This window comes from Klebsiella sp. EMBS2024, from assembly GCF_036233805.1.
Taxonomy (GTDB): domain Bacteria; phylum Pseudomonadota; class Gammaproteobacteria; order Enterobacterales; family Enterobacteriaceae; genus Klebsiella; species Klebsiella pneumoniae.
On sequence record NZ_JAZARW010000001.1, the window covers coordinates 1,198,733 to 1,211,517 of the forward strand.

Sequence of the window (12,785 nt, forward strand, 5' to 3'; positions counted from 1 at the left end):
TTTCACTATGGAGATCGCGAATGGTAAGGTCCCGTACCGGACAACGTAAAATCTCAGACCGTACTCTTCAGCACGGAAGCTCCGCTTCCGGCAGCGATTTTCTTACTCTTTCTCTCTCCGCTTCGCATTATTACAACCTTGGCAGGGTACGCGGTGCGCGTAGCCGCGACTCGTTGTCAGTTCTACCGGCAAGCAATGGCTTACAAGGAAGCCAAACCTCAATCGTTCGTGCGCATAGTCGCGTCGATGTTGACGCGTGTGATGTAAACCAACAACGCAAGGTGCTATCCATGGGAAGACAAAAAGCAGTGATCAAAGCTCGTCGTGAAGCAAAACGTGTGCTGAGACGGGATTCACGCAGCCATAAGCAGCGTGAAGAAGAATCGGTCACATCGCTTGTGCAAATGAGTGGCGTAGAAGCAATTGGCATGGCGCGGGACAGCCGTGATACTTCCCCAATTGAGGCGCGTAATGAGGCTCAGGCGCATTATTTGAATGCCATCGACAATAAGCAGCTGATTTTCGCTACCGGCGAAGCTGGATGCGGCAAGACCTGGATCAGTGCGGCGAAGGCAGCTGAAGCCCTGATCCATAAGGATGTGGACAGAATTATTGTTACCCGTCCCGTTCTGCAGGCCGACGAAGATCTCGGCTTCTTACCGGGAGATATCGCCGAGAAGTTCGCTCCCTATTTCCGACCGGTTTACGATGTGCTGGTGAAAAGGCTGGGGGCTTCCTTTATGCAGTACTGCCTGCGTCCGGAAATCGGCAAGGTGGAAATCGCGCCGTTCGCCTATATGCGCGGACGTACCTTTGAAAATGCGGTGGTGATTCTGGACGAGGCCCAGAACGTGACCGCAGCGCAAATGAAGATGTTTTTAACCCGCCTCGGGGAGAACGTGACGGTCATCGTCAATGGCGATATCACCCAGTGCGACTTGCCCTCTGGCGTGAGATCTGGCCTGAGCGATGCGCTGGCGCGTTTTGAGGAAGACGAGATGATCGGCATCGTGCGTTTCACCACCGATGACTGCGTGCGCTCGGCCCTCTGCCAGCGGACGCTGAAAGCCTATTATTAATCGTCATACTGTGAGCAAGGCCCGGGCTAGCCCGGGCTTTGTTGTTTTTGGGCATCCTCCCGGCGGCGCTGCGCTTAGCCGGGCTACCTGGCGGGTACGGTCTGGTAGCCCGGGAGAGGCATTGCTGCCGACCCCGGGGATGTCTGCGGTGCCACATGCGAAAAAAAAGCCCGTACATGCGTACGAGCTCTTCTTAAAATATGGCGGTGAGGGGGGGATTGACTCGCTTCGCTCGCCGTTACTCGGCCCATCCCTGGGCCTCGCCCCTGCGGGGCCAACGCAGGCGTTGTTCAAAAACGCTCCCGGCGTTTTTGTCGGGGCAGCCCGCTCGCAGGCTCGCAGTCTGTCCAACTGGCTGCGCCAGTTGTCGAACCCCGGTCGGGGGTTCTCATCCCCCCGGCGGGTGCCACATGCGAAAAAAAAGCCCGTACATGCGTACGAGCTCTTCTTAAAATATGGCGGTGAGGGGGGATTGACTCGCTTCGCTCGCCCCTGCGGGGCAGCCCGCTTACTGCGTGCGCGGTCTGTCCAACTGGCGTTGCCAGTTGTCGAACCCTGGTCGGGGGTTCTCATCCCCCCCAGCGGGTGCCACATGCGAAAAAAAAGCCCGTACATGCGTACGAGCTCTTCTTAAAATATGGCGGTGAGGGGGGATTGACTCGCTTCGCTCGCCCCTGCGGGGCAGCCCGCTTACTGCGTGCGCGGTCTGTCCAACTGGCTGCGCCAGTTGTCGAACCCCGGTCGGGGGTTCTCATCCCCCCCTGCGGAGAATATAAAAGAAAAGAGCCCGTACTTGCGTACAGGCTCTCATCTCGAATATGGCGGTGAGGGGGGGATTCGAACCCCCGATACGTTGCCGTATACACACTTTCCAGGCGTGCTCCTTCAGCCACTCGGACACCTCACCATATTGTCTTGCTGCTCACCTTGGGTGGGCAACGGGGCGCTACTATAGGGAGTTGCGTTAAAACGGTCAAGCATATTTTCTTCTTTCTTTGCCGTTCGCTCACGCAATGAACAATGCCCCGCTGCGGCTCAGCGGGGCGGGCGTTTTAGCGCTGGGAATCCAGCTGTTCGTTATTCTTCACGACGTCCTGCGCTTTGCTGTAGCTTTCGATCAGCAGCTGGTAGGCCGGGAAGACTTTGGTGTACACCTCCGCCCATTCTGCGGCGTCCGGGCGATTCCAGGTGCGCTGCAGCTCAGAGGCGACGGCGGCGGTATCCATTGGCACTACGCCGGCCTGTACCACGCGAGCCAGGGTGATCTCCTGCGCCATTTTGCTGTAGGTGCCGGAAGCGTCAATCACGGCAAACACTTTATAACCGTCGGCGACAGCGGCGATAGCCGGGAAGGCCATGCAGACGCTGGTGATGGTCCCGGCGATAATCAGCGTTTTACGACCGGTCGCTTTCACCGCGGCGACGAATTCCGGGTTATCCCAGGCGTTAATCTCACCTTTACGGGCGATGTATTTCGCATGCGGCGCGTTTTCATGAATCTCCGGGATCAGCGGACCGTTCGGCCCCTGCGGCACGGAGGCGGTCGTGATCACCGGGATCCCGGCAAGCGACGCCATCTTGGCCAGCGCGGCGGCGCGAGCGCGCAGCTCTGGCATCGGCATATCGCCGACGGTCTGGAACAGACCGCTCTGATGGTCAATCAACAGCATTGCGGTATCGTTAACATCAATCACCGGACGAGCACCGTTAAAGTTAGCGGGAGTAGACATAGTATTCACCTCAATCAGTTAGATTTGGCCAAAGCGGCCGCTGTTAAAATCGCGTACAGCTTCTGCGATCTGCGTTTTGTTATTCATGACAAACGGGCCATAGCCCACAATCGGCTCCTGTAGCGGTTCTCCGGCCATCAGCAGAACTTTTGCCGGGGCGGTCGCCTCCAGATGCACTGCGTCACCTGCCTGGCTCAGGACGGCCAGCTGGCCTTCGCGAGCAGATTCGGAACCGTTAATGATCACTTCCCCTTCCAGCACCACCAGCGCGGTACTCCAGCCCTCCGGTTGGCGCAGCGTGAGGTCGTGCCCCTGATTCAGCTGCAGATCCCACACGTTAAGCGGTGAGAAGGTATGGGCCGGGCCGCTGACGTCGTCATACTGGCCGGCAATAACCCGAACCTGTCCGGCGCCGTTCGCCAGCGCCACGGTGGGGATCGTCCCAGCGGTAATGCTCTGGTAGCCGGGGGTCGCCATTTTGTCTTTCGCGGGCAGGTTGACCCACAGCTGGATCATCTTCAGCTCGCCGCCGCTGCGGGTGAAGGCCTCCGAGTGGAACTCTTCGTGCAGGATCCCGGCGCCCGCCGTCATCCACTGCACGTCGCCTGGACCAATCACCCCGCCGCGTCCGGTGGAGTCGCGATGCTCTACTTCACCGGCGTAGACGATGGTGACGGTTTCAAATCCGCGATGCGGATGCTCACCGACGCCGCGTTTTTCGCTGCCCGCCGGGAAGGTGTACGGCCCGGCATAGTCGAGCAGTAAGAAGGGGCTCAGCTGCTGGCCGTGCGTCTGATAGGAAAACATCGAGCGAACCGGGAAGCCGTCGCCTACCCAATGCTGCGCAGGCGCGGTGTAGACTCCTGTGATCTGTTTCATGGCTTTCTCCTGTGTATCGGTATCTGATGTAAATAAGCTTATATCCGGGACGACGTATGCGGTAGTGAGCAAAAATGACCTATACTGTTCCAAAAATGGAACAATGGAGGAAGGATGCAGGATCTCAATGACTTCGCCTGGTTTGTCCAGGTGGTAGACCATGGCGGTTTCGCCGCGGCGGGGCGAGCGCTTGACCAGCCGAAATCCAAACTCAGCCGCCGCATTGCGCAACTCGAGGAGCGGTTGGGCGTGCGTTTGATTCAGCGAACCACCCGTCAGTTCGCGGTCACCGAGGTCGGGCAGACCTTTTATCAGCATTGCAAAGCGATGCTGATTGAGGCCGAGGCGGCGCAGCAGGCGGTCGAGACGCTGCGCGCCGAGCCGCGCGGTAGCGTCAGGATCACCTGTCCGGTCACCTTGCTGCATGTCCATATCGGACCGATGCTGGCGCGATTTATGGCGCGCTATCCTGGGGTAACGCTGCATCTTGAGGCGACCAACCGCCGGGTGGATGTGGTCGGGGAGGGCATTGATGTGGCGATCCGCGTCCGTCCCCGGCCCATCGAGGATAGCGACCTGGTGATGCGCGTGCTGGCGGACCGCGGGCACCGGCTGGTGGCCAGCCCGGATCTCATTTCCCGGCTCGGACGTCCGCAGGCGCCGTCCGAGCTGAGCGCCTGGCCGGGGCTCAGCCTGGGTGCGAACAAGCATCAGCATAAATGGCAACTCACCGGGCCCGGGGGGGCAAGGGCGGAGGTGTATTTCACGCCGCGAATGGTGACCACCGATATGCTGGCGCTGCGCGAGGCGGCGATGGCCGGCGTAGGCGTGGTGCAGCTTCCTTTATTAATGGTGCGCGATCAGCTGGCGTCAGGGGAATTAGAGGTGGTTCTGGACGAGTGGCAGCCGCGGCGGGAAGTGATCCATGCGGTATTTGCCTCACGGCGCGGGCTGCTGCCCTCCGTCAGGGCGCTGGTGGACTACCTCAGCGAAGAGTATCAGCGGATGGAGGAGGATTGATGGGTAGGCAGAGGTTTTTTGCCGGAACTCATATGTGAAAAGCGTCCGTACTTTTTCACGCACTCTTCGCAATCGCGTAGGCTCGTGAAAGATTGCTCACTGTGTGAGTCGTTTGCCGCTTGAGAGCGTTGGCTGTTATAAGCAACCTCTGGTTTTTTCGATACATCGTTTTACTATGACCGTCTGGTATTATTTAAGCAATTTTGCCATAACGTCAAAAAACATTGGCAGATCATCCTTGAATGAGAAGGTCGTGTTTATTGCCTGACGAGCGATTAAACCGTCAATAAGGGCAAAAATAATGATCGTGATTTCTTCAAGGTTAATATCACGGCGAAACTCTCCGGCAGCGATACCCTCCTGGATGAGCCGCGCGAAGCTTTTCCGCATGATGTCATCACTGGAGATATACGTTTTTCGCAGTTCTGGATTACGCGCAGACTCAGCCATGATTTCAACCCAAAGTTGATGCGTGATAGGGTAACCGATCTCGCTAATACAGGACGTGACTTGTGCACAAAGGCGATCAAAATAAGAGCCTGCATAGGTCGCATTATGGGCAGTCAGCGCGGAGTTCTGTTCTTCCAGTACAATAGCCTTAACAAGCTCATCCTTACTTTTGAAATACGTATACATTGCTCCTTGACTAATTCCTGCCCGGGTAGAGATTTCACGTACGCTTGTCGCACTAAAGCCTTTTTCCGCAAAGCAGGCAGCAGCAGCCGTAATCAACTTATGGTAGGTTTCGGTTTTTTTTAACATATCGGCTTCTTGGTAAATTCGGTGTCCAGACTTTAACGCGCTTTTATGCAAGGAGCCAGAGCTAAACTCTGTCGTCTGGCTCCTGGATTTCGTCTTACTTTAGAAGGGGTAATTCACTGAGCATGTTCTTGAGATTCAGCATGTCCCAGGGCAAATGTTCAGCGATTGTCAGGCCAACGGGGACTGCTTTTGTCGTCGCTGCCGCTATCAGATTGAGTACATCCTCAATCGTCAGTTTGCCTTCAGCAACGTCGCCAAAATCGTGTTTTCCGCGCCCCGGTTTTGCAAAAAGAATGGAGCGGAACAGAGATGGGTCGAGTACGTCCAGATCGATATGGATCGCCAGATACGCAATCTTTTCTTTCGCTATCCACTCCAGGACTTCATCTGCACCGCTTTTAACCTGTTCAGGTGCTAGCGTCGTAATGTTATGGCGAGTGAGGTATTCAGCTTCATAAGGAAGTGGCGCGTGGATACCGGCAATCATTATTTTTGACGGATTAAGTTTGGTTTTTACATGGGCAACTAAATCGTTATCACCCGTACCCATTAGCGCACCAAGCACATGGGCATGCGCGTTTGGATATTGTTCAGCCGTCTGCACGTCAGGATGCGAGTCAATCCAGAGCACACCGAGTTTGTCTCCGAACTTATCGAGCAGGTGGGCGAAAGGCGCCAGCGAAACCAGGCAGTCTCCGCCTAAAATGACAATGCTATTGGGATCATGTTTTTCAATCAGTGCGGCAGCATTATTGAGTTGCCTGATGAGGGATGGCTTAGCCGTGATGTCATTAATCCTTGGCAATGGCTCTGTTGTTGGTAACTCAACAGGAACGATCTCAACGGGCCCTTTTGCTTCAGGAGAGAGAAACGAGAGGAGCTGCGAGCCAAGATAGTAGGGAGGATTGTTACCGCCTTGCCATTGAGGGAATATAAGTCGCAGTGTTTTGCTAGTCATTGGTACCTTCTGTGTTGTCATGCGCTAAAGTGAATGAACGTTCATTCACTTTTACATTGAATTACGGTCGATACGCAAGTAACAAAGCACTTTTCGTTAATGCATAACGTACACCATCCGGAGCGATATGATTTTCGTTATGCCGGGTGGCTCAAAGCGGAAGAGGGGATAGTGTTGGCGAACATCTTCGCTGCGCTGTTAATCGTGTGAAGAAGAGTCTGGCTTTGACAATACTGCGTAATGTCTGTGGTCAGTTGTCGAACCCCGGTCGGGGGTTCTCATCCCCCCGGCGGGTGCCACATGCGAAAAAAAAGCCCGTACTTGCGTACGAGCTCTTCTTAAAATATGGCGGTGAGGGGGGGATTGACTCGCTTCGCTCGCCCCTGCGGGGCAGCCCGCTTACTGCGTGCGCGGTCTGTCCAACTGGCTGCGCCAGTTGTCGAACCCCGGTCGGGGGTTCTCATCCCCCCCTGTGGAGAATATAAAAGAAAAGAGCCCGTACTTTCGTACAGGCTCTCATCTCGAATATGGCGGTGAGGGGGGGATTCGAACCCCCGATACGTTGCCGTATACACACTTTCCAGGCGTGCTCCTTCAGCCACTCGGACACCTCACCATATTGTCTTTCCCGTTGTTGTCGGGAACGGGCGCTAATGTAGGGAAATACGTATCGCCCGTCAATCAACTTTTTGCAAAAAAAGCGCGTTTAGACAAACTTCGAGCAACTTGCTCCTTAAACGTGCGAAATCCGTTTTTTTTGTCGCCAGTAGCTTTTCCCTTTTCGCTCGGGGGAAATTTGTTATGCTGGCAAACCAATAGAAAACAATGAGTAAAATAAGACGCCAGCGTCAATCGGCCAAAGGCGTCTGCTATCAGGAGCCCCTATGGAGATTATTTTTTACCATCCGACCTTTGATACCCAATACTGGATCTGTGAGCTGGAAAAGCAGTTACCCGGCGCGCGGGTGCGCGAGTGGAAAGCGGGCGATAACCGGCCGGCGGACTATGCCCTGGTCTGGCATCCGCCGGTAGAGATGCTGCAGGGCCGGGCGCTGAAGGCCGTGTTCGCCCTCGGGGCAGGGGTGGACTCTATTCTCAGCAAGCTGCGCGACCATCCGGATATGCTGCCGCTGTCGATTCCGCTGTTTCGTCTCGAAGATACCGGTATGGGACGGCAGATGCAGGAGTATGCCGTGAGCCAGGTGCTGCACTGGTTCCGCCGCTTTGATGACTATCAGGCGCTGAAGCTGGCTTCCCGCTGGCAGCCGCTGCCCGAGTACCGCGCCGACGAATTCACCGTCGGGATTATGGGCGCCGGCGTGCTGGGGGCGAAGGTTGCGGAAAGTCTGCAACCTTGGGGGTTCCCGCTTCGCGTCTGGAGCCGTAGCCGCAAATCCTGGCCGCAGGTGCAGAGCTTCGCCGGCCAGGCCGAGCTGGGCGAATTCCTGCAGGGCACTCGCGTGCTGATCAACCTGCTGCCGAATACCGCCGAAACCGCCGGCATTATTAACCAGACGCTGCTGGCGCAGTTGCCTGATGAGAGCTATGTCCTCAACCTTGCTCGCGGCGTGCATGTCGTTGAAGAGGATCTGCTGGCGGCGCTGAACAGCGGTAAGCTCAAAGGGGCGATGCTCGATGTCTTCAGTCGCGAACCGCTGCCGCAGGAGAGCCCGCTATGGGCGCATCCGCGGGTGGCCATGACCCCCCATGTGGCGGCAGTGACCCGTCCAATGGAAGCTATCACCTACATTGCGGAGACCATTAGCCGGCTTGAGCGAGGGGAGCCGGTAAGCGGTCAGGTCGACCGCCAGCGCGGTTATTAAGACGAGAGAACCCCGCCACGGCGGGGTTTTTGCTAATCAATAGCCCGGTTTCCTGCTATTCTTGCGGCAAACAGAAGAGGAGAATGTGATGTATCCCGTTGACCTGCACATGCATACCGTCGCCAGCACCCATGCCTACAGCACCCTGCACGATTATATTGCGGAAGCAAAGCGTAAAGGGATCAAACTCTTCGCCATCACCGACCACGGCCCGGACATGGCGGATGCTCCGCACTACTGGCACTTCGTTAATATGCGCATCTGGCCCCGCCTGGTAGACGGGGTGGGGATCCTGCGCGGTATTGAGTCGAATATTAAAAATATTGAAGGCGAGATCGACTGTTCCGGACCGATGTTGACTTCTCTCGATCTGATCATCGCCGGATTTCATGAGCCGGTGTTTCCGCCGCAGGATCGTGACACCCATACACAGGCGATGATAGCCGCGATGGCCAGCGGTAAAGTGCATATGATTAGCCATCCGGGTAATCCGAAATTCCCGGTGGATATCCCGGCGATTGCCGAAGCGGCGGCTCGCTACCAGGTGGCGCTGGAGATTAATAACTCCTCATTCGTATCATCGCGCGTGGGCAGTGAAGACAACTGCCGGGCCATCGCCGCCGCAGTGCGTGATGCCGGGGGATGGGTGGCGCTGGGCTCGGACTCTCACACCGCCTTTACCCTCGGGGAGTTTACCGAATGCCGCAAGATCCTTGATGCGGTCGATTTCCCGGAGGAGAGGATCCTCAACGTTTCTCCGCGTCGCCTGCTTAACTTCCTCGAGTCGCGGGGCATGCCGGCGATCCCGGAATTTGCTGACCTTTAATTTGTATAACTGGAATAACTGAATGAACGAGTTTTCAATCCTCTGCCGCGTGCTGGGTTCGCTGTATTACCGTCAACCGCAGGACCCGCTGCTGGTGCCGCTGTTTACCTTGATCCGCGAAGGCAAACTGGCCGCCAGCTGGCCGCTTGAGCAGGACGAGCTGCTGGCGCGTCTGCAGAAAAGCTGTGAAATGCAATCCCTGGCGACGGACTATAATGCGCTGTTCGTCGGTGAAGCCTGCAGCGTCCCGCCGTACCGTAGCGCGTGGGTGGAGGGTTCCTCGGAAGCGGAAGTTCGGGCTTTTCTGAGCGAACACGGCATCCCGACAGGGGAAGGTCAGGCGGATCATCTCGGCTCGCTGCTGCTGGCCGCCTCCTGGCTGGAGGATCATGCCGCAGAAGACCAGAGCGAGACGCTGGAGCTCCTGTTCGCCGACTATATCCTGCCGTGGTGCGGGACGATGCTGGGGAAAGTCGAAGCCCATGCGCACACGCCGTTCTGGCGCACCATGGCGCCGTTGACCCGCGACGCCATCGCCGCGATGTGGGACGAGCTTCAGGAAGAAGATGAGCAATAATATGTGATGTAAATCACTGTTTGAATGAAACTGAAAGAAAGTTCATTCATATACTGTGTTTTAGATCGCATTCTTCCGGCGCGTATCTGCTAGGATACGCGCCATGAACATACTCTTCGCAATCGCATTAACGACAGGCATCCTCTCCGGGATTTGGGGGTGGGTGGCGGTCGCTCTCGGCCTGCTGAGCTGGGCCGGATTCCTCGGCTGTACGGCCTATTTCGCCTGCCCGCAGGGCGGCTTGAAAGGGCTGGCCATCTCGTCCTGCACGGTGATGAGCGGCGTGGCCTGGGCGTTAGTGATTATCCACGGTAGCGCGCTGGCGCCACAGGTGCAGATCCTCAGCTATATGATGACCGGTGTGGTCGCCTTCCTGATGTGCATTCAGGCGCGACGGACGCTGCTGTCGTTTGTCCCGGGCACCTTTATCGGCGCCTGCGCGACCTTCGCGGCAGACGGCGACTGGCGTCTGGTGATCCCTTCCCTGGCGCTGGGTCTGGTCTTTGGCTATGCCATGAAAAATAGTGGCCTGTGGCTGGCGGCCCGTGCGGATAAGCATAAATTGTTCGTCAACGACAACGCCTGATCGGCGGGACGACTAAAAAACAGGACCTTACGGGTCCTGTTTTTTTATCTTCTCGTCACCGGACAAAGCGATAATCTTGCTCCCGCAGGCGAGAATGCCCTAGTATCGGCAGAAAGCCGTATCCACACGCTATGCCGACAGGAGGAGAAATGGCTGTTAAACCTGAGGTAATTCTCGGCGATATTACGACACTTGATGTCGATGTGATTGTTAATGCGGCAAATCCCTCGCTGCTGGGTGGTGGCGGAGTAGACGGGGCCATCCACCGGGCGGCCGGTCCCGCGCTGCTGGCGGCTTGCAAGCAGGTGCTGCAGCAGCAGGGCGAATGCCCTCCCGGGCATGCGGTAATTACTATTGCCGGCAATCTGCCGGCCAGCGCGGTGATCCACACCGTGGGCCCGGTCTGGCACGGCGGTGACCGCATGGAGGCGCAAACCCTGGCCGATGCTTACAAAAACAGTCTGCAGTTGGCCTCGGCAAACAACTATCGCTCCATTGCGTTTCCGGCGATAAGCACCGGCGTGTATGGCTATCCGAAAGAGGAAGCGGCGGCGATCGCCGTGCGCACCGTCACCGCGTTTCTCACTCGCTATAACCCTCTTGAGCGCGTCCTGTTCGTCTGTTTTGACGAGGAAACGGCGGCTATCTATCGCCGCCTGCTGGCGTCATACCCCTGATTCAACAGAATAGGCTATGATAACCGCCAGTCTTGACGGGAATGATGGGTAGCAGGAGGGAGCAGGGTGTCAGAAGGAAAAGTCCAGCAGAAACAGCAGGCGCGCCGCGCGGAGATCGTTGTCGCTGCGCAAAAATGTTTCGCTGAAAAGGGGCTGCACGGCGCTTCCGTCGCCGATATCGCCCGGGAAGCGGGCCTGAGCGTCGGTCAGCTATATCGCATTTTTGCCAGCAAGGAAGCGATCATCGAAGCGATTGTTAGCGAAATCGTCAACGCCAGAGTCGGGGAGATGATCGATGAGAACCACAATCTGGCGCGTAAAGCGGCGGTTTTGGCCGGCAGGATCCCGACGTCGGCAGCCACCAAAAGCGATAATTATCTGCTGATGGAGATCAATGCCGAGGCCTCGCGTAACCCACGCTTGCGTGAGATCCTGATGCAGGCCGATCGGCGGTTGAAAGAGGAGGGCGGTCGCCTGTCGCAGCGCTACCATCCCGGGCTCAGCGATGCGCGACGCAATGCCGCATCAGAGCTCATCGCCGTTCTGACAGAGGGGGCAGCCTACCGCTGTGAGCTGAGCGCCTCCACCCCGGTCGATAAGGCAGATTTAGAAGCCCTGTACAATATGATTTTCGACCGGCTTTTTGACGAGCAGGCATAATACGGCACGCCTGGCGTGCCGCACAGGCTAATGGTTAGCTGGCCGAGGCTGGGGTTTTGGCCGGTTTGTTCATCGGTTTACCGGAGAACAGGAAACGCAGCAGCGGAATGCGCAGGTGAATTTCATACAGGATCAGGGCAATACCCACCACAAAAACCAACCCGCCAATAAAGCCTAAGGTATTGGACTTAATGACCGGGGTGATCCACGCCCCGTACAGCAGCGTCAGCGGATGGTGCACCAGGTAAATAAACAGCGAAGCATTGACGAAATAGGTTACACGCGCCGACTGGAAGTTCAGCAGGCGATGGCCGAGCGAAAAGACCACATTGACCATCCACAGCCCAAGCACCATGGTGATCACCGATTCCGTTTCATACATCCAGCCGTCGCCGGAGCCGTACTGCTGGTTCAGCCGGTAGGCGATAAATCCCAGCAGCGCCGCTGCGCAGCACCATGGTGACGGGGTGGTAAACATCGCCTTCAGACGCGGATTAATAAAGGTCTGCGCCCCCAGCACAAAGAAGGGAAGATAGAACAGCGTCTGCATCACCACAAAGTTAAACAGACCATTGCTAAGCAGCGGCGGGTAAATCAGGAACAGCGATCGGCGGATCAGCGCGTAAAGCACCCCCAGCGCAAGGAAAATCATCGTTAGCTGGCCCATAGTGACAGTGTCACCAAAGGCTGAGGCACCCCCTGCCGGGCGGCGCGTCAGCCATTTAAACAGCACCACGCCCAGCGAGGTCAGCACCACCAGCACCAGTAAAAACCACAGGTGGGAAATAAGCTCCCACGCCAGGGTGTTAAATTTGTCGTACCCGGAAAGGGTGTGCCAGTTTTCCGCCTTGCCGTTGACGTACTGCAGCATAATAAACTGCGGCAGCGTCAGCAGTGGGATAGCGGTCAGCAGCGGAATACCGACCCGTTCGACGCGCACTTTCCACCACTTTTTCAACGGGTAGCGCAGGAACAGCATGTAGGAGAAATAGCCGGAGATGACGAAAAAGACCTGCATCCGGAAGGCATGGATGAAGTCATTAAACAGCGTCAACCACCACGAGGGCTCAGCGCTGTTGACATGCCAGCTGTGGCTGGAATAGATCAGCGAAATGTGGAAAGGGATCCCCAGCAGCATCAGCCAGGCGCGGATGCTGTCGAAGAAATATTCACGCTGTACCGGAGTATTATTCATACGATTCACGACA

General features: G+C 56.8%; 13 protein-coding genes, 2 tRNA genes and 2 other RNA genes. 8 read left to right on the plus strand and 9 right to left on the minus strand.

Annotated features, from left to right (window positions below; translation table 11 throughout):
- Nucleotides 1–290: 290 nt before the first annotated feature.
- On the plus strand, nt 291–1,079 hold the full coding sequence (gene phoH, locus VZP09_RS05340) for a phosphate starvation-inducible protein PhoH (protein WP_002898923.1): 789 nt from the start codon (nt 291–293) through the stop codon (nt 1,077–1,079).
- A 638-nt stretch (nt 1,080–1,717) separates the two neighbouring features.
- On the opposite strand, the gene VZP09_RS05345 is transcribed toward phoH, so the two are convergent.
- From VZP09_RS05345 to VZP09_RS05360, 4 genes are all read right to left on the minus strand, one after another.
- Nucleotides 1,718–1,855, minus strand: a non-coding RNA gene (locus VZP09_RS05345) — RtT sRNA.
- Nucleotides 1,856–1,898: 43 nt separating this feature from the next.
- Nucleotides 1,899–1,986 (minus strand) — tRNA-Ser (locus VZP09_RS05350).
- 145 nt (nt 1,987–2,131) lie between these two features.
- Entirely contained in the window at nt 2,132–2,809 is a 678-nt protein-coding gene (locus VZP09_RS05355; protein ID WP_002898927.1) for an isochorismatase family protein, read from the minus strand.
- Nucleotides 2,810–2,827: 18 nt separating this feature from the next.
- On the minus strand, nt 2,828–3,688 hold the full coding sequence (locus VZP09_RS05360; protein WP_004199757.1) for a pirin family protein: 861 nt from the start codon (nt 3,686–3,688) through the stop codon (nt 2,828–2,830).
- Between the two features lie 114 nt (nt 3,689–3,802).
- Here VZP09_RS05360 and VZP09_RS05365 point away from each other — a divergent pair, with 114 nt between their 5' ends.
- Nucleotides 3,803–4,708 (plus strand): LysR family transcriptional regulator, encoded by a 906-nt coding sequence (locus VZP09_RS05365; RefSeq protein ID WP_004141420.1) that lies wholly within the window; start codon nt 3,803–3,805, stop codon nt 4,706–4,708.
- Nucleotides 4,709–4,897: 189 nt separating this feature from the next.
- Here VZP09_RS05365 and VZP09_RS05370 read toward each other — a convergent pair whose 3' ends face one another.
- The 4 genes from VZP09_RS05370 to VZP09_RS05385 form a co-directional block, all read right to left on the minus strand.
- Nucleotides 4,898–5,470 (minus strand): TetR/AcrR family transcriptional regulator, encoded by a 573-nt coding sequence (locus tag VZP09_RS05370; RefSeq protein WP_004224069.1) that lies wholly within the window; start codon nt 5,468–5,470, stop codon nt 4,898–4,900.
- 94 nt (nt 5,471–5,564) lie between these two features.
- Nucleotides 5,565–6,428: an arginase family protein gene (locus VZP09_RS05375; protein ID WP_004176596.1), complete on the minus strand. Its 864-nt coding sequence runs from the start codon at nt 6,426–6,428 to the stop codon at nt 5,565–5,567.
- Between the two features lie 346 nt (nt 6,429–6,774).
- Nucleotides 6,775–6,913, minus strand: a non-coding RNA gene (locus VZP09_RS05380) — RtT sRNA.
- Between the two features lie 43 nt (nt 6,914–6,956).
- Nucleotides 6,957–7,044 (minus strand) — tRNA-Ser (locus VZP09_RS05385).
- Between the two features lie 268 nt (nt 7,045–7,312).
- Between VZP09_RS05385 and ghrA the strand changes: the two genes are divergently transcribed.
- The 6 genes from ghrA to VZP09_RS05415 all read left to right on the plus strand — a co-directional run bounded on the left by ghrA (nt 7,313) and on the right by VZP09_RS05415 (nt 11,577).
- Entirely contained in the window at nt 7,313–8,251 is a 939-nt protein-coding gene (gene ghrA, locus VZP09_RS05390; protein ID WP_002898938.1) for a glyoxylate/hydroxypyruvate reductase GhrA, read from the plus strand.
- Between the two features lie 88 nt (nt 8,252–8,339).
- The gene (locus tag VZP09_RS05395) at nt 8,340–9,077 is read left to right on the plus strand and encodes a phosphatase (protein ID WP_004140764.1); all 738 of its coding nucleotides are present in this window, start codon (nt 8,340–8,342) and stop codon (nt 9,075–9,077) included.
- Nucleotides 9,078–9,099: 22 nt separating this feature from the next.
- Nucleotides 9,100–9,654, plus strand: coding sequence for a TorD/DmsD family molecular chaperone (locus VZP09_RS05400; RefSeq protein ID WP_032410854.1), 555 nt, complete (start codon nt 9,100–9,102; stop codon nt 9,652–9,654).
- Nucleotides 9,655–9,757: 103 nt separating this feature from the next.
- Nucleotides 9,758–10,240, plus strand: coding sequence for a DUF1097 domain-containing protein (locus VZP09_RS05405; RefSeq protein ID WP_004191006.1), 483 nt, complete (start codon nt 9,758–9,760; stop codon nt 10,238–10,240).
- Between the two features lie 149 nt (nt 10,241–10,389).
- Entirely contained in the window at nt 10,390–10,917 is a 528-nt protein-coding gene (gene ymdB, locus VZP09_RS05410) for an O-acetyl-ADP-ribose deacetylase (protein ID WP_004176593.1), read from the plus strand.
- A 66-nt stretch (nt 10,918–10,983) separates the two neighbouring features.
- A complete protein-coding gene (locus VZP09_RS05415; RefSeq protein ID WP_004179313.1) occupies nt 10,984–11,577 on the plus strand; it encodes a TetR/AcrR family transcriptional regulator in 594 nt (197 codons plus the stop codon).
- A gap of 34 nt (nt 11,578–11,611) precedes the next feature.
- Here the strand turns inward: VZP09_RS05415 and mdoC are convergent, their stop codons facing one another.
- Nucleotides 11,612–12,772, minus strand: coding sequence for a glucans biosynthesis protein MdoC (gene mdoC, locus VZP09_RS05420; protein ID WP_004140754.1), 1,161 nt, complete (start codon nt 12,770–12,772; stop codon nt 11,612–11,614).
- Between the last annotated feature and the right edge of the window lie 13 nt (nt 12,773–12,785).